Genomic DNA, 16,184 nt, shown 5'->3' on the forward strand with positions numbered 1-16,184 from the left:
CAAGGAGTGGGCGGCATGACTCAGGAATGGGATGCAGGTCGGTTGGACAGCGACCTTGAAGGTGTGGGTTTCGATACCCTTGCCGTACGTGCCGGGCAACACCGCACCCCGGAAGGTGAGCATGGCGATCCCATGTTCTTTACCTCCAGCTACGTCTTTCGCACGGCTGCCGATGCGGCCGCGCGTTTCGCTGGCGAGGTGCCCGGCAACGTCTACTCGCGCTATACCAACCCGACCGTGCGCTCTTTTGAAGAGCGCATTGCCGCGCTGGAAGGCGCCGAACAGGCCGTCGCTACGGCCACCGGCATGGCGGCGACCCTGGCGGTCGTGATGAGCCTGTGCAGTGCCGGTGACCATGTGCTGGTGTCGCGCAGCGTCTTCGGCTCGACCATCAGCCTGTTCGACAAGTACTTCAAACGCTTTGGCATCGAGGTGGATTACGTTCCGCTTGCAGAGCTGAGCGGCTGGGACGCGGCGATCAAGCCCAACACCAAAATGCTGTTTGTCGAGTCGCCGTCCAATCCATTGGCCGAGCTGGTGGACATCGCTGCATTGGCTGAAATCGCTCACGCCAAAGGTACGATGCTGATCGTCGACAACTGTTTCTGTACGCCGGCCTTGCAGCAGCCGCTGTTGCTGGGTGCTGATATCGTCGTGCATTCGGCTACCAAGTTTATCGACGGCCAGGGTCGCTGCATGGGCGGCGTGGTTGCCGGCCGCAGCGAGCAGATGAAGGAAGTGGTCGGTTTCCTGCGTACCGCCGGGCCGACGCTCAGCCCGTTCAACGCGTGGATCTTCCTCAAGGGGCTGGAAACCCTGAACCTGCGGATGCGCGCCCATTGTGCCAATGCCCTGGCGCTGGCCGAGTGGCTCGAGCAGCAGGACGGTATTGAAAAGGTCCATTACGCCGGGCTCAAGAGCCATCCGCAGCATGAACTGGCGCAGCGTCAGCAAAAGGGTTTTGGCGCGGTGGTGAGTTTCGAAGTCAAGGGTGGCAAGGATGGCGCATGGCGCTTCATCGATGCCACGCGGCTGATCTCGATTACAGCCAACCTGGGCGACAGCAAAACCACGATTACCCACCCGAGCACCACGTCTCATGGTCGTTTGGCGCCTCAAGAGCGTGAGGCAGCGGGTATTCGCGACAGTCTGATACGGGTTGCTGTGGGCCTGGAAGATGTGGCTGACCTGCAAGCCGACCTGGCTCGTGGTCTGGCGGCGTTGTGAGCGACAAGGCCGGTAACAAAAACAGTGGCGAGACGGGCGAAGAGTGGGCGTTGAAATTTGCCAGCACCCACAACGGCCGTGTCGCACTGGTGACGGGTGCCGCGCGCGGCATCGGGCTTGGCATCGCGGCTTGGCTGATTGCCGAAGGCTGGCAAGTCGTGTTGACCGATCTGGATCGTGCGCGTGGTTCGAAAGTGGCCGGTGCGCTGGGTGAAAATGCCCTGTTCATTGCCATGGATGTTGCCAGTGAAGAGCAGGTTGCGGCAGGTGTGGCCGAGGTGCTCAGGCAGTTTGGCCGTCTCGATGCGCTGGTGTGCAACGCAGCGATCGCCGACCCTCACAACACTACGCTGGAAAGCCTTGAGCTGTCGCACTGGAATCGGGTACTGGCTGTCAATCTTGGTGGCCCGATGCTGCTCGCCAAGCATTGCGCGCCTTACCTGCGTGCGCACTGTGGCAGCATCGTCAACCTTACCTCTACTCGCTCCCGCCAGTCCGAGGCCGATACCGAAGCTTATGCGGCCAGCAAGGGCGGCCTGATGGCGCTGACGCACGCGCTGGCAATCAGTCTGGGGCCGGAGATACGTGTCAACGCCGTCAGTCCCGGCTGGATTGATGCGCGCGACCCCTCGTTGCGCAAGGCCGAGCCGTTGTCCGAGACCGATCACGCCCAGCATCCTGCCGGCAGGGTAGGGACGGTAGAAGATGTGGCCGCGATGGTTGCGTGGTTGTTGTCCAGAAACGCCGGTTTTGTGACCGGGCAGGAATTTGTGGTCGACGGCGGCATGACGCGCAAGATGGTCTACGCCGAATAGTTTCGTGCAGTCTGCCAACATTGACTCTTTGTTGTGCTTTTGATGTGTGGTAGCGGTTTTGCGATTGAGCCTGTTTTTTAAAAAACTTCAATCAGGCTATTGACTTAGGTTCGTTAGGTGCGTAAATTTCGCGGCCTCAACGAAGCAAAGGGTGATTAGCTCAGCTGGGAGAGCAGCTGCCTTACAAGCAGCGGGTCGGCGGTTCGATCCCGTCATCACCCACCATCGTTGAGTTTGAAAGCTGAAGTACGAGGGCTTTCAAAGTATCAAAAGGACGCAAGTCCACAATGCGCAGCGGTAGTTCAGTCGGTTAGAATACCGGCCTGTCACGCCGGGGGTCGCGGGTTCGAGTCCCGTCCGCTGCGCCATATTTGTACAGATCGGGTTCGCCGGGTCTGCGATTGAAAAACCCAAGGGTCTTTCAGTCACGAGTACAGGAAGCAAACTACCTAAGGTTTGTTTCAAACAGGTTTACAGCGATACGCAGCGGTAGTTCAGTCGGTTAGAATACCGGCCTGTCACGCCGGGGGTCGCGGGTTCGAGTCCCGTCCGCTGCGCCATACACCGCTTCAAGGCCCTTGAACTCCTTGAAGCAAACACGAAAGCGACCCTAGGGTCGCTTTTTTGTTGTCTGCGTTTTGTCCGTAGGCGAGTAGGGTGGTTGGCCTGAACACGTGTTGTATCCAAATCCTTTTGATCTGTACGTTGATCCAGCGTCGGCCTTGTTGCAGACTTACCGCCATTTCCCAGTTCGCAGTCTTGCTGGCAGTCTTTTCCTTCCTCAGGATTTTCGATGTTTAAGCTACTGAACGTTCGTACCGCATTCTGGATCTCTGCCGTGTTGATGGCAGCTGGTTGTTCATCGCCGAAGCAGGCGGTTTATGACCACGAACATTTCGATGACGCCGGGACCTTCTCCCGTAGTTATCCCGCCACCGACCTGGCTTATTGCGAAGCGGGGCGGCGTGCCTTGTTGAGCCAGGGCTATATCATCACCAGCAGCGATCCGAAGATGATTGCCGGTCGCAAGAGCTTTCAACAGACCGGCGATGCGCATATTGAAATCAGCTTCAATCTGGTGTGCGCCGCTGATGCGAAGGACGGCAGTTCCACCATGTTCGCCAACGCTCTGCAGGACCGCTATGCGCTGAAGAAGACCAACAACTCGGCCAGCCTCGGGGTCGGAGTGCTGGGTTCCGTCTCGATGCCGATAGGCTCCACTGATGACTCGATGGTCAAGGTGGCCAGTGAAACCGTGTCATCGGCGAAGTTCTACGAGCGCTTTTTCGGTCTGGTGGAAAACTTCCTGCCACCGGAAGTGAAAAAGGCTGCGCATATTGTCGAGAAGCCCAAGGCAGATCTGGGTGTTCCTGATGTAGCCCCTGCCGCACCCGAGCCTGCCAAGGCGGCCGAACCCGCCAAACTGGCTCCAGCAGCAACGGAGTCGCCCGCCAAGGCCGAACCCGCTGCCGAATCAGCCACGCCGCCTGCGGCAAGCGAACCATTGCCAGCGCCAGCCGAGCCTGCATCGTTCAAGGCGGAAACGGTCGACACACCGGCAGCCGAGCCAGCAGACAGCGCCAAGCCAGCCGAGGCTGAGCCCGCTCAATAACGGCTGTCGTGATCATGCACGGCGGACGCAGAGCGTCCAGAACTGCATCCCCACGCAGAGCGTGGGGACGATAATCAAGGTGTCCAGAGAACCTCTATCGCGCCCATGCTCCGCGTAGCTATGCCGGTCCGCATGAGGAACGAGGGGTATCTACGTCCTCAGCCCAGAAACAAGCGGTACGCCGGGTTCTCGCTCTCGTCCCAATACGGGTAACCAATCTCGTCCAGCGCTGCGCCCACCAGATGCCGCTCTTCCTCCGGCACCACCAGACCAGCGACCACACGGCCGTCTGCTGCGCCGTGGTTGCGGTAGTGGAACATCGAGATGGTCCAGCGTCCGCCCAGGCGGTTGAGGAAGTTGAACAGCGCGCCCGGTCGTTCCGGGAATTCGAAACGCAGCACCACCTCGTCGTCGACGCGTTCGGCATGCCCGCCGACCATGTGGCGGATGTGCAGTTTGGCCAGTTCGTTGTCGGTCAGGTCCAGCACCGGAAAACCCTGCCCGGTCAGGCTGGCGATCAGCGCGCTGCGCGGGTCGTTCTCGGGATGGGTCTGCACGCCGACGAAGATGTGCGCCTCGCGATCGGTGTGGTAGCGGTAGTTGAATTCAGTGATCTGGCGCTTGCCGATGGCTTCGCAGAATGCCTTGAAGCTGCCCGGCTGCTCGGGAATGGTCACGGCGATGATTGCTTCACGGCCTTCGCCCAGCTCGGCGCGCTCTGCCACGTGACGCAAACGGTCGAAGTTGACGTTGGCCCCTGAATCAATCGCCACCAGCGTCTGGCCGCTGACGCCGCGCTGCTCGACGTATTTCTTGATCCCGGCCACGCCCAGCGCGCCGGAGGGCTCGGTGATCGAACGGGTGTCGTCGTAGATGTCCTTGATCGCCGCACATATTTCATCGGTGCTGACGGTGATCACTTCATCGACATAATGGCGGCACACTTCAAAGGTGTGATGGCCGATCTGCGCGACCGCCACGCCATCGGCAAACAGCCCGACCTGGCTCAGCACCACGCGCTCCCCGGCGGCCATCGCCGCTTGCAGGCAGTTGGAGTCGTCCGGCTCTACACCGATGACCTTGATCTCCGGGCGCAGGTATTTCACGTACGCAGCGATACCCGCGATCAGACCGCCGCCACCGACCGGTACGAAGATAGCGTCCAGTTGCCCCGGCTGCTGGCGAAGAATCTCCATCGCCACGGTGCCTTGCCCGGCGATGGTGTCGGGGTCGTCATACGGGTGGATGTAGACGAAGCCCTGTTCGTCGACCAGCTTCAGCGAGTAGGCCAGCGCTTCCGGGAATGAATCGCCGTGCAACACCACCGTGGCGCCCCGCGAGCGCACGCCTTCGACCTTGATTTCCGGGGTGGTGCGCGGCATGACGATGGTCGCCAGAATGCCCAGTTCACGCGCGGCCAGCGCCAGGCCCTGCGCGTGATTACCCGCCGAGGCCGTGACCACGCCGCGTGCGGCCTCTTCTGCGGTCAATTGCGCCAGCTTGTTGTACGCACCGCGAATCTTGAAGGAGAACACCGGCTGCAGGTCTTCGCGTTTTAGCAGCACCTGATTGCCCAGCCGCTCTGACAGCTGGCGGGCGCCGTGCAGCGGGGTTTCGATAGCCACGTCATAAACGCGGGAGGTGAGGATCTTGCGGGCGTAATGGTTGAGCAGATCGTGCTGGCCTTGGCTCATCGCGTTGATCCCTCATACATGCGCAGCGCCGCAACAGATGGCAGAGCGATAATCAGGTTCAGTGAAGCACGAAGGGCGATAGAGCGAGGGATAACGATCATGTCTGACTCCTGGTTCAATAATGTTGCCCAGGAGACAGAAGAAACCCGCCTCCAGGGCGGGTTTTTGCAAACGTCGGCTAACCCGCCATGACTGGAATGACGGTAATAATAATCTGGCCGAGGTTTTGCTTGATGAGGTTCATGGCCCTGAGGTTAGGTCGACACGGGCCTGCAAGTCAATAGTGCCTGGCTGGCAGCGTATAGCGACACGTGCTGAATCGGCGACGATCTTTTTCGTCTGTTTGATAGGGATCAACATTTTTATTTCACATTGGCACTTTAATGTTGATCTTGCGGTCAGTTATTTCAGCTTTAATTATCACCCATACTCAATCAGCCAAGAGGGCGAAGAAATGGACGAATACCAGGAAGAACTGCTTGAATACCGTGCATCGGAGCTGGACCCGGTAGAGCCTGCCGACGACGCGACCGAGCTATGAACGGCTTCATGCGCTTTGGCGCTGGCTGCGGCGGAACTCTCCCGGAGTCTGTCCGTTCCAGCGTTTGAAGGCGCGTTGAAAGGCTTCGGCAGAAGCGAACCCCAGCAGGTAGGCGATCTCCCCGAACGCCAGTTCAGTGTCGCGAATATAAGTCATCGCCAGATCACGCCGCGTGTCATTGAGCACGGCGCGAAAGCATGTGCCTTCCTCGGCCAGCTTGCGTCGTAGTGTCCAGGTCGGCAGCTTGAGCCTTGCCGCCACTTCTTCCAGATCCGGTTCCCTGCCGCCGTTCAATAGCGGCCCAAGCAGTTGAATGATGCGTTCACGCAAGCTGCGGGTACGGGTCTGTTGCTCCAGCTCGGCTTCGCATAATTGCAGCAGATGCCGCCAGGTACTCGGGCAGTGGTCCGGGTTGCGTAATGCAAGGCAGTTCTGATCCAGGCGCAATTGATTGGTGGCGGCGGCAAATATCACCGGGCTGTCGCTCAGGCTGGCGTATTGCGCGGCGTAGTCAGGCGCTTCGAATTCGATCTCGACGCGTTGTGCACGCAGCCCAGTGCCCGCCAGTGTCGAGAGCTGAGCAAGCCAGCCCGCCAAGATCGAGTCCACAACAAAGCGGTTGTACGCGTTATAGGGGCTGATTGAATAGAAGCGCATCCAGGCGCCTTGCGCATCCTCGTGAAAGCTCGACTGACCTCGATAGTTGGACGCATACAATGGCTCGAAACGGATCAGTGTGCGGGCGGCCTCGCGCACTGTGGGGGCCTGCGCGGCGGTCACGCCCGCCAGACCTGCATGCGCGAAACGACTGAGCTGGCCCATGTACAAGCCGAACCCGGGCTGGCCGGTAAGCTGTATGGCAGCATGTCCCAGGCGCATATAGCGCGGGATCGACAGTCGCGCACCCGCCTGACTCAGGCGGGCGGGGTCCAGACCGTACTGCTCGAGCAGCAGATCAGGATTCTTGCCCAAGCGAGTGACCGCACCGGCCAGACTCTGGATGTAGCCCACCGACAGATCACCAAGGCGCAGGGTCAAGGTCGACATCGTCAAAGCCAGAGGTTGATCAGACGGGCACCGCCAGCGGGGCCATTGTCAGACGACGGTTCGGCTATTGTCTGACCTGCGTGGCTGGCAAAACTTTGCCCGGAAACGCCCTGATTCCAGAACTGCCCGCGCATGAACACGCTGACCCCTGCCTGTGCACTGCTTTGTGCAGGACGGCTGATCAGGGTCAGGCGATGCCAGGCTTCGCCCTCGCTTGGATTGTCGGCTGCCATATCGATGTCTGAGTGCCGGGGCTTGCGCCACGGTTCGGACCAGGTGGCCTTGCCGATCACAAAAGCAGGCACCGCAATCAGCTGCGCGCCGCTCTGATTCAAGCGTGCGTAATTGTCCGCGTACCAACTGTCGCCGCCGATCAGCACCGCCAGACGCCCTGCGGGCGTGTCGAGCACATTCAATGGGGCGTCGCTCGTCGTGTGCACGTAGCGTTTCTGAAAACGGTCCGGGTACAGCTGACGCTGAGGCTGGCCGAGCGGCTGGCCATCGCTGCCGAATGTCAGGCTGCTGTTGTACAGGGCACCTTTACCGACTTTCAACTGACCGTTTTCGACACTCGGTTCCGGCAGCACAATCGAGCCTGCCACCAGTGTTACACCGAACTCTTTGGCCAGGCCGCCGAACAGTGCCTGGTAGTCACGTGCCATCGATCTTGCCTTGAGGCGCAGATGGGCGTCATCTACACGGTCTCGGCCTTCGGCACTGAGCATCGCCATGATGAATTGCAGCGGATTGCTCCAGGACAGCCAGTCCATCGCTTCATCGACCGTTGCGGCTTGATAAAGCTCATCCTTCTCGCCACTGGCGAACAGCCAGGTGCCGATATGCTCGGGGAGTACTACCACCGTTCTGTGGTTGATCAGCCCGTAATCGCGGGCCTGTTGCAGATAGGCGGCCAGCTTGCGGTGCAGTCGGTCAGTGTTCTGATAGTCCGTGGGGAACAGCTCCGGCTCGATGCCCAGCAGGTTTCCGCGTTCACTGGGCTCGCCTTCATTGATTGCCAGGCGAATGCGCAGATCGGACAGGTAGTGGCCCGCCGGACGTTGTCCGGTCCAGACTGCGTAACTGACAAGGCTGGCTATGCTCAGCAGGATCAGGCAGATGGCGAAGAGTTTGCGCATAAAAAGGCCGGCTGGCTGCCATCAGGGAATTGTCGACTAGGGTAGGACGACGTCAGGCGCTTGCCAAGTGCCGCTGCGCGTTTGGATCAATAACTTGTCACTTTCGGTCATTGAGTGTGGCGCTGGATGCGTCTTTACTGTTGCCCATGAGAGGACCCGCAGAGGTCCTTGTTTTCCCGTGATTGACTCGATGGAGCTTCGCCATGACTGCTGCTCATTACCCGCACCTGCTGGCCCCGCTGGACCTGGGCTTCACAACCTTGCGCAACCGGACCTTGATGGGCTCGATGCACACTGGTCTTGAAGAGCGGCCGGGTGGTTTCGAGCGCATGGCGGCTTATTTTGCCGAGCGGGCACGCGGCGGGGTCGGGTTGATGGTGACCGGCGGGATCGCGCCCAACGAAGAGGGTGGCGTCTACGACGGTGCGGCAAAACTCACCAATGCCGAAGAGGCGGAGCAGCATCGCATCGTTACCTGTGCGGTCCACGAGGCTGGCGGCAAGATCTGCCTGCAGATCCTGCATGCCGGTCGCTACGCTTATAGCCGCAAGCAGGTTGCGCCGAGTGCTATCCAGGCACCGATCAATCCGTTCACGCCGCGTGAGCTGGACGAAGAGGGCATCGAAAAGCAGATCGCTGATTTCGTGACCTGTTCCACGCTGGCCCGCAGTGCCGGGTATGACGGTGTCGAAATCATGGGTTCGGAAGGCTATTTCATCAATCAATTCCTCGCCGCCCATACCAACCACCGCACCGATCGCTGGGGCGGCAGCTATGAAAACCGTATGCGCCTGGCGGTCGAGATCGTTACGCGGGTGCGTGAGGCGGTCGGGGCGGATTTCATCATTATCTTTCGCCTGTCGATGCTGGACCTTGTGGAGGGCGGTAGCACCTGGGAAGAGATCGTCCAGTTGGCCAAGGCGGTCGAACAGGCGGGTGCGACGCTGATCAACACCGGGATCGGCTGGCATGAGGCACGTATTCCAACCATCGCCACCAAGGTGCCGCGCGCAGCGTTCAGCAAGGTTACTGCCAAACTGCGTGGTTCGGTGAAGGTGCCGCTGATCACCACCAACCGGATCAATACCCCGGAAGTTGCCGAGCGCATCCTCAGCGAAGGCGACGCCGACATGGTCTCGATGGCGCGTCCTTTTCTGGCCGACCCGGAATTCGTCAACAAGGCTGCGGCGGGGCACGCCGAACGGATCAACACCTGCATCGGCTGTAATCAGGCCTGCCTTGACCACACCTTCGGCGGCAAGCTCACCAGTTGCCTTGTCAATCCGCGCGCCTGTCACGAGACTGAACTCAACTACCTGCCCACCCGGCAGGTGAAGAAAATTGCCGTGGTGGGTGCCGGTCCTGCCGGTCTGGCTGCTGCAACCGTTGCTGCCCAGCGCGGACATGAGGTGACGTTGTTCGATTCGGCCAGCGAAATCGGCGGCCAGTTCAATATCGCCAAGCGCGTGCCGGGCAAGGAAGAGTTCTCCGAGACGCTGCGTTACTTCCGCAACAAGGTGGAAGAAACCGGCGTGCAGTTGCGCCTCGGCACTCGCATAAAAGCCGAAGACTTGCTAGGGGCCGGCTTTGACGAGGTGATTCTGGCAACCGGCATCGCACCGCGCACTCCTGCCATCCCAGGTATCGATAACCAAAAAGTGCTCAGCTATCTGGATGTCATTTTGCAGCGCAAGCCGGTCGGGCGCAGCGTGGCAGTGATCGGCGCAGGCGGTATCGGTTTCGATGTGTCGGAATTTCTCGTACACCAGGGCGTGGCCACCAGCCTGGATCGTGAGGCGTTCTGGAAAGAGTGGGGCATCGATACCATGCTTGAAGCGCGCGGCGGCGTGGCCGGGATCAAACCTGATGTGCACGCCCCGGCACGCCAGGTGTACCTGCTGCAACGCAAGAGCTCCAAGGTGGGCGACGGCCTGGGCAAGACCACCGGCTGGATTCACCGCACCGGGCTGAAAAACAAGCAGGTGCAGATGCTAAACAGTGTCCAGTACCTGAAAATCGACGATGCCGGTTTGCATATTCGTATTGGTGAAGACGGCGAGGAAAAGCTGCTGGCGGTAGATAACATTGTGATTTGCGCCGGGCAGGACCCGCTACGCGAGCTGTATGACGATCTGGTCTCCGCCGGGCAAAGCGTGCATCTGATCGGCGGTGCAGACGTTGCCGCCGAGCTGGATGCCAAACGCGCTATCGATCAAGGTTCGCGTCTGGCCGCTGCGCTCTGATTCAGCTTGTCTGTAAACTGCGCGGATGATTGTTGACGCCCTTGACTGGCAGCCCACTGCTGCGCTGCAACGCTTGAACCTGCCCTGGCTGCAAGATGCCGGGGTGGAGGCGGCAATCCTGCGCCTGGACCTTATTGACTCGCTGATCAGCGGCAACAAATGGTTCAAGCTCAGCGAACACCTGACCCAGGCTGTCGATGCGGGTGCAGAGGGATTGATCAGCCTGGGCGGCGCACACTCCAATCATCTCCATGCGCTGGCGGCAGCGGGCAAGCGCTTCGGTTTCCCGACGGTGGGCCTGTTGCGTGGTCACGCCCAGCAGACGCCGACGGTACTGGACCTGCAAGCTTTTGGCATGCAATTGCACTGGCTGGGCTATGCGGGTTATCGAGCACGACATGCTGCAGATTTCTGGCTGCCCTGGCAGGCGCAATATCCTGAGCTGTATCCGATTGCCGAAGGCGGTGGCGGGCTTGCCGGTGCGCTGGGCTGCGCAAGGTTGCGGGAGATGGTCGATAGCCAGCTCGGGCACCTTGGCTGGGACGATTATCACGGCTGGTGGCTGGCAGTCGGCACCGGCACAACGCTTGCCGGTTTGCTGTTGGCCGAGGCCGGCGCCCATCCGGTATATGGCGCGATGGCGGTGCCGGATGATCATGGCGTTGCTCAAAACATCATGGCTGTGTTGAAAGAAGCCGCAGGGTCGCAGGTGAACGCCTCGCCGAACCTGCCCGATGCCTGTGTTCTGCTGGAGGCCAGCCGGGGCGGTTTCGCCAGAACCGATGCCGCGCTGCTCGACTTCATCGCCAGCAGCGAGGCGCATAGCGGCGTACCTCTGGAGCCCTTGTACACCGGCAAGGCTTTGCTGGCCCTGCACGATGAGGTGCTGGCCGGTCGGTTCAAGTCAGGCAGCCGTCTGGTCCTCGTCCATACCGGTGGCCTGCAGGGGCGGCGCGCGATGGGCCTGTAAGCCTTGTCGCAGAGCGCTTGGCATGAATTCTGCGCAGATCGGTGGCGAGACGTCGGCCATGACTACGTGGATGACACTTCTGGAGTGAGGCATCCGGGTCGCTGTCTCGATAATTGGTCCATTCCAGATCAATACGCCGAGGTCAGCCATGACAACTACCGCCGTAGAGCAAGTCGATCCTGCCACGCTGAAAAAGGTCATCGTCGCAGCGGCCATCGGCAACTTCGTCGAATGGTTCGATTTCGCCGTGTACGGCTTTCTGGCAACCACCATCGCGCTGCAATTTTTCCCCAGCGGTGACAGCAGCGCCGCGTTGTTGAAAACCTTCGCCGTGTTTGCCGTGGCCTTCGCATTCCGGCCATTGGGCGGGATTTTCTTTGGCATGCTGGGTGACCGCATCGGGCGCAAGAAGACCCTGGCGATGACCATCCTGTTGATGGCAGGCGCGACCACGCTGATCGGTTTGTTACCGACGTATGCGGCGATTGGCGTGATGGCACCGATTCTGCTGACTGTGATTCGCTGTGCGCAGGGTTTCTCGGCCGGTGGCGAGTATGCCGGGGCCTGCGCCTACCTCATGGAGCACGCGCCGCGCACGCAGCGGGCCTGGTACGGCAGCTTCGTGCCGGTGTCGACGTTTTCCGCCTTTGCTGCCGCAGCAGTGGTGGCTTACGCGCTGGAGTCGTCACTGTCGACCGAGGCCATGAGTAGTTGGGGCTGGCGCCTGCCGTTTCTGATTGCAGCGCCATTGGGGCTTGTCGGTTTGTACCTGCGCTGGAAGCTCGACGAAACCCCGGCATTTCAGGCTGTCACGCAAGAGCACGCCGTGGCTCACTCGCCACTCAAGGACACCTTGCGCCATCATGCAGTAGCCATGTGTTGTCTTGGAGCGTTCGTGTCGTTAACGGCGCTGTCGTTCTATATGTTCACCACTTACTTTGCGACCTACCTGCAAGTGGCGGGCGGGTTGAGGAGGGCGACGGCGTTGCTGGTGTCGTTGATCGCACTGGCCTTTGCGGCTGCTCTCTGTCCGCTGGCCGGTGCCTATTCGGATCGGGTTGGCCGTCGGGTCACTATGGCAACCGCCTGTACTCTGCTGATGGTCGTGGTGTTTCCGTCATTCCTGATGGCCAGCTCCGGCTCGTTCATTGCCTCGATCGTCGGGGTCATGCTGCTTGCTGTGGGCGCAGTGCTGTGCGGTGTAGTGACGGCAGCGCTGTTATCGGAAACCTTCCCGACCCGCACCCGCTATACCGCCTCGGCAATCACCTACAACATGGCCTACACCCTGTTCGGCGGCACCGCGCCGCTGGTGGCGACCTGGCTCATCGGTGTCACGGGCAGCAACCTGTCGCCAGCGTTCTACCTCATCGCCGTAGCCGTATTGGCGATGGCTGGCGGCCTGTCCTTGCCGGAAACCTCGAAAATATCGTTGCATGATGTGCCTGTTACAGGCGATGAGCCGGTGATGCGGTCGATTGCCTGAGCTTCAAGATCGGTATGCCATATAAGTAGCAGCTGCTAACGCAGTGCTTTTCATCCGCGATGGCACTGGCGACGCAGAGTGCGACCTTAGTGACAGGGCGAAGGAATCCGACGAAGTCGGGCCGGAAACAGGGGCGAGGGGCTTTGGTTACTATGGCCCCTCAAAGTAACTCTCCGAGGGGCGAAAAAGGTGACCTGAGTCGAACCCCAATCCACCTGACATCGCAGAACCGCTGTGCTCTCAGCCGCGTTCCCGCGCCATCAATTCAACAGCGCAGTCGTCTCGGGCACAAAGTCGAATGAGCTCAGACTGAAACCCTGCTCATCCACCTGCAACACCCAGCCCTGACGATCCCAGTCGCCCAGCACAATGCGTCTGGCTGCCTGATCGCCAATCTGCAACTTATGAATCGCGGGGCGATGAGTGTGGCCGTGGACCAGAGTACGCACGTCGAACTGCTGCATGATCCGCGGCACCTCGTCTGGCGTCACATCGACAATATCATTGGCCTTCATACGGGTTTGCGCACGGCTTTCATTGCGTAACTTGCGCGCCAGCTTGTGCCGGGTGCCCAGCGGCAAATGGCGCAGAATGAAAAGCGTCAGCGGATGGCGCAGATAACGGCGCATCCGGATATAACCTTCATCGCGGGTGCACAGGCTATCGCCATGCATCAACAGCACGCGCTCACCGTTCAACTGCACGACGCTCGGATCGCTCAACAGGGTGCAACCCGCTGCCTTGCAGAAACCCTTGCCGATCATGAAGTCGCGGTTGCCGTGCATCAGAAAAATTCGTGTGCCGCTGTCACTCAATGCGCGCAGGGCCTTGCAGATTGAAAGCTGAAACGGTGACATGGCGTCGTCACCGATCCAGACTTCAAAGAAATCCCCGAGGATATACAGCGCCTCGGCTTCGCGGGCGCGGCCCGCGAGCAGATCCAGAAACGCCCGGGTAATGTCCGGGCGCTCCTGTTCAAGGTGTAGATCGGAGATCAGCAGTATCACTCAACGATCTCTGCTTTCTCGATGATCACGTCTTCTGCAGGCACGTCCTGATGACCGGCTTTGCTGGTAGTCGCAACGCCCTTGATCTTGTCGACGACATCAGTGCCTTCGATCACTTCACCGAATACAGCGTAACCCCAGCCCTGAACGGTCTTGGCGCTGTGGTTCAGGAAGGCGTTGTCAGCCACGTTGATGAAGAACTGCGCAGAGGCCGAATGCGGCTCCATGGTGCGGGCCATGGCGACGCTGTACTTCTTGTTCGGCAGACCGTTGTCGGCTTCGTTCTGGATGCTTGGGCGCTTGTCTTTCTTTTCTTTCATGCCAGGCTCGAAACCGCCACCCTGAACCATGAAGTTACCGATTACACGGTGGAAAACCGTGTTTTCGTAGTGGCCAGCGTTAACGTATTCGATGAAGTTGGCTACAGTCAGTGGCGCCTTTTCTGCGTTCAGTTGCAGAACGATGTCGCCGTGGTTGGTGGTCAGCTTTACTTTGGACATGTGGAAAGTCGCTCTATAGTCATGCATGAATGGGCACATTATGACCCTGACGCGCAGTTTACGGACGAGGTTACATTTTTCAGCGCTTTTGCAGCTTTTATGCCCTCAAATGTGCACTCTGTTGTCAGGGACTTGACAGCTTCGGCTATGATAAGCGCTTTGATTTAGTCGGCCTACCCTGGCCGCGCACGTATGTCCAAGGATCCTATGAGCAAGCCCACTCCAGAACCCGCTGCCCATTCCAAGGCAGGCCCAGCCGTACCGACCAATTTCCTGCGTCCAATCGTGCAGGCAGACCTGGACTCGGGCAAGCACAGTAAAATCATCACGCGCTTTCCGCCAGAGCCCAACGGTTACCTGCACATCGGTCACGCCAAGTCGATCTGCGTGAACTTCGGTCTGGCCAAGGAGTTCGGTGGCGATACGCACCTGCGTTTCGATGACACCAACCCGGCCAAGGAAGACCAGGAATACATCGACGCCATCATGAGCGACGTCAAGTGGCTGGGCTTCGAGTGGGCGGGCGAAGTGCGCTACGCCTCGCAGTATTTCGACCAGTTGCACGACTGGGCGGTCGAGCTGATCAAGGAAGGCAAGGCTTACGTTGACGATCTGACCCCCGAGCAGGCGCGCGAATACCGCGGCACCCTGACCGAGCCGGGCAAGAACAGTCCGTTCCGTGAGCGCAGCGTCGAGGACAACCTCGACCTGTTCGCGCGTATGAAGGCTGGTGAATTCGAAGATGGCGCTCGTGTACTGCGTGCCAAAATCGACATGGCCTCGCCGAACATGAACCTGCGTGACCCGATCATCTACCGCATTCGTCATGCGCATCACCATCAGACCGGCGACAAGTGGTGCATCTACCCGATCTATGACTTCACCCACGGTCAGTCGGATGCCCTTGAAGGCATCACCCACTCGATCTGCACCCTGGAGTTCGAAAGCCATCGTCCGCTGTACGACTGGTTCCTCGACAACCTGCCGGTGCCGTGCAAACCGCGTCAGTATGAGTTCTCGCGCCTGAACCTGAACTACACCATCACCAGCAAGCGCAAGCTCAAGCAACTGGTTGACGAGAAACACGTCAGTGGCTGGGATGACCCGCGCATGTCGACGCTGTCCGGTTTTCGTCGTCGTGGCTACACGCCGAAATCGATTCGCAATTTCTGCGAAATGGTCGGCACCAACCGCTCTGACGGGGTGGTCGATTTCGGTATGCTCGAATTCAGCATTCGCGACGACCTGGACCACAGCGCGCCGCGCGCCATGTGTGTGCTGCGCCCCCTGAAAGTGGTCATCACCAACTACCCGGAAGGTCAGGTCGAGAAGCTGGAACTGCCGCGCCATCCGAAAGAAGACCTGGGCATGCGCGAGCTGCCGTTTTCGCGGGAGATTTACATCGATCGCGACGATTACATGGAAGAGCCGCCAAAAGGCTACAAACGTCTTGAACCCAATGGTGAAGTACGTTTGCGTGGCAGCTATGTGATTCGCGCCGACGAAGCGATCAAGGACGCAGAGGGCAACATCGTCGAACTGCGTTGCTCCTACGATCCGGACACCCTGGGCAAGAACCCTGAAGGCCGCAAGGTCAAGGGCGTTGTGCACTGGGTGCCAGCGGCCGAGAGCGTTGAATGCGAAGTGCGTCTGTATGACCGCCTGTTCCGCTCCGCCAACCCGGAAAAAGCCGAAGACGGCGCGAGCTTTCTGGACAATATCAACCCCGATTCCCTGCAAGTGCTGACCGGTTGTCGTGCTGAACCATCATTGGGACACGCGCAACCGGAAGACCGTTTCCAGTTCGAACGCGAAGGTTATTTCTGCGCGGACATCAAGGACTCGAAACCCGGTCAACCAGTCTTCAACCGCACGGTCACGTTGCGGGATTCCTGGACCTGAGATG

General features: G+C 59.8%; 13 protein-coding genes and 3 tRNA genes. 11 read left to right on the forward strand and 5 right to left on the reverse strand.

Going from position 1 to position 16,184, the window contains the following annotated elements; genetic code table 11:
• The first annotated feature begins 15 nt into the window (after positions 1 to 15).
• The 6 genes from KP808_RS07780 to KP808_RS07805 all read left to right on the forward strand — a co-directional run bounded on the left by KP808_RS07780 (position 16) and on the right by KP808_RS07805 (position 3,654).
• On the forward strand, positions 16 to 1,227 hold the full coding sequence (locus tag KP808_RS07780; protein ID WP_122258270.1) for an O-succinylhomoserine sulfhydrylase: 1,212 nt from the start codon (positions 16 to 18) through the stop codon (positions 1,225 to 1,227).
• Between the two features lie 50 nt (positions 1,228 to 1,277).
• Complete coding sequence (locus tag KP808_RS07785) at positions 1,278 to 2,042, forward strand: SDR family oxidoreductase (RefSeq protein ID WP_162234736.1); 765 nt, start codon at positions 1,278 to 1,280, stop codon at positions 2,040 to 2,042.
• 149 nt (positions 2,043 to 2,191) lie between these two features.
• A tRNA-Val gene (locus KP808_RS07790) sits at positions 2,192 to 2,267 on the forward strand.
• Between the two features lie 66 nt (positions 2,268 to 2,333).
• Positions 2,334 to 2,410, forward strand: a tRNA-Asp gene (locus KP808_RS07795).
• A gap of 115 nt (positions 2,411 to 2,525) precedes the next feature.
• Positions 2,526 to 2,602: transfer RNA gene (locus KP808_RS07800), tRNA-Asp, on the forward strand.
• A 233-nt stretch (positions 2,603 to 2,835) separates the two neighbouring features.
• Positions 2,836 to 3,654 carry a DUF2242 domain-containing protein gene (locus tag KP808_RS07805; RefSeq protein ID WP_230017975.1) on the forward strand — a complete coding sequence of 273 codons (819 nt, stop codon included), beginning with the start codon at positions 2,836 to 2,838 and terminating at the stop codon, positions 3,652 to 3,654.
• Between the two features lie 158 nt (positions 3,655 to 3,812).
• Here KP808_RS07805 and ilvA read toward each other — a convergent pair whose 3' ends face one another.
• Positions 3,813 to 5,348, reverse strand: coding sequence for a threonine ammonia-lyase, biosynthetic (gene ilvA, locus KP808_RS07810; protein ID WP_407692668.1), 1,536 nt, complete (start codon positions 5,346 to 5,348; stop codon positions 3,813 to 3,815).
• A 121-nt stretch (positions 5,349 to 5,469) separates the two neighbouring features.
• Between ilvA and KP808_RS07815 the strand changes: the two genes are divergently transcribed.
• A complete protein-coding gene (locus KP808_RS07815; RefSeq protein WP_230017977.1) occupies positions 5,470 to 5,889 on the forward strand; it encodes a hypothetical protein in 420 nt (139 codons plus the stop codon).
• 6 nt (positions 5,890 to 5,895) lie between these two features.
• On the opposite strand, the gene KP808_RS07820 is transcribed toward KP808_RS07815, so the two are convergent.
• Together KP808_RS07820 and KP808_RS07825 are read right to left on the reverse strand one after the other, a co-directional pair.
• Positions 5,896 to 6,936 (reverse strand): AraC family transcriptional regulator, encoded by a 1,041-nt coding sequence (locus KP808_RS07820; protein WP_230017979.1) that lies wholly within the window; start codon positions 6,934 to 6,936, stop codon positions 5,896 to 5,898.
• A gap of 2 nt (positions 6,937 to 6,938) precedes the next feature.
• Positions 6,939 to 8,072 carry a nitrilase-related carbon-nitrogen hydrolase gene (locus KP808_RS07825; RefSeq protein WP_230017981.1) on the reverse strand — a complete coding sequence of 378 codons (1,134 nt, stop codon included), beginning with the start codon at positions 8,070 to 8,072 and terminating at the stop codon, positions 6,939 to 6,941.
• A 203-nt stretch (positions 8,073 to 8,275) separates the two neighbouring features.
• Here KP808_RS07825 and KP808_RS07830 point away from each other — a divergent pair, with 203 nt between their 5' ends.
• The 3 genes from KP808_RS07830 (at position 8,276) to KP808_RS07840 (ending at position 12,771) form a co-directional block, all read left to right on the forward strand.
• Entirely contained in the window at positions 8,276 to 10,315 is a 2,040-nt protein-coding gene (locus KP808_RS07830) for an NADPH-dependent 2,4-dienoyl-CoA reductase (protein ID WP_230017983.1), read from the forward strand.
• A 25-nt stretch (positions 10,316 to 10,340) separates the two neighbouring features.
• Positions 10,341 to 11,285, forward strand: a complete 945-nt coding sequence (locus tag KP808_RS07835; RefSeq protein ID WP_230017985.1) for a 1-aminocyclopropane-1-carboxylate deaminase/D-cysteine desulfhydrase — start codon at positions 10,341 to 10,343, stop codon at positions 11,283 to 11,285.
• A gap of 148 nt (positions 11,286 to 11,433) precedes the next feature.
• Positions 11,434 to 12,771, forward strand: a complete 1,338-nt coding sequence (locus tag KP808_RS07840; protein WP_230017987.1) for an MFS transporter — start codon at positions 11,434 to 11,436, stop codon at positions 12,769 to 12,771.
• Positions 12,772 to 13,031: 260 nt separating this feature from the next.
• On the opposite strand, the gene lpxH is transcribed toward KP808_RS07840, so the two are convergent.
• Both lpxH and KP808_RS07850 read right to left on the reverse strand, forming a co-directional pair.
• A complete protein-coding gene (gene lpxH / locus KP808_RS07845; protein WP_122258266.1) occupies positions 13,032 to 13,778 on the reverse strand; it encodes a UDP-2,3-diacylglucosamine diphosphatase in 747 nt (248 codons plus the stop codon).
• On the reverse strand, positions 13,775 to 14,278 hold the full coding sequence (locus KP808_RS07850) for a peptidylprolyl isomerase (RefSeq protein WP_004661308.1): 504 nt from the start codon (positions 14,276 to 14,278) through the stop codon (positions 13,775 to 13,777). The genes lpxH and KP808_RS07850 overlap by 4 nt, the downstream gene beginning before the upstream one ends.
• Positions 14,279 to 14,485: 207 nt before the next feature.
• On the opposite strand from KP808_RS07850, the gene KP808_RS07855 reads away from it, so the two are divergent.
• The gene (locus tag KP808_RS07855) at positions 14,486 to 16,180 is read left to right on the forward strand and encodes a glutamine--tRNA ligase/YqeY domain fusion protein (protein WP_230017988.1); all 1,695 of its coding nucleotides are present in this window, start codon (positions 14,486 to 14,488) and stop codon (positions 16,178 to 16,180) included.
• The last annotated feature ends 4 nt before the right edge of the window (positions 16,181 to 16,184 follow it).

The sequence above is a fragment of the Pseudomonas savastanoi genome (genome assembly GCF_020917325.1).
Taxonomy (GTDB): domain Bacteria; phylum Pseudomonadota; class Gammaproteobacteria; order Pseudomonadales; family Pseudomonadaceae; genus Aquipseudomonas; species Aquipseudomonas amygdali.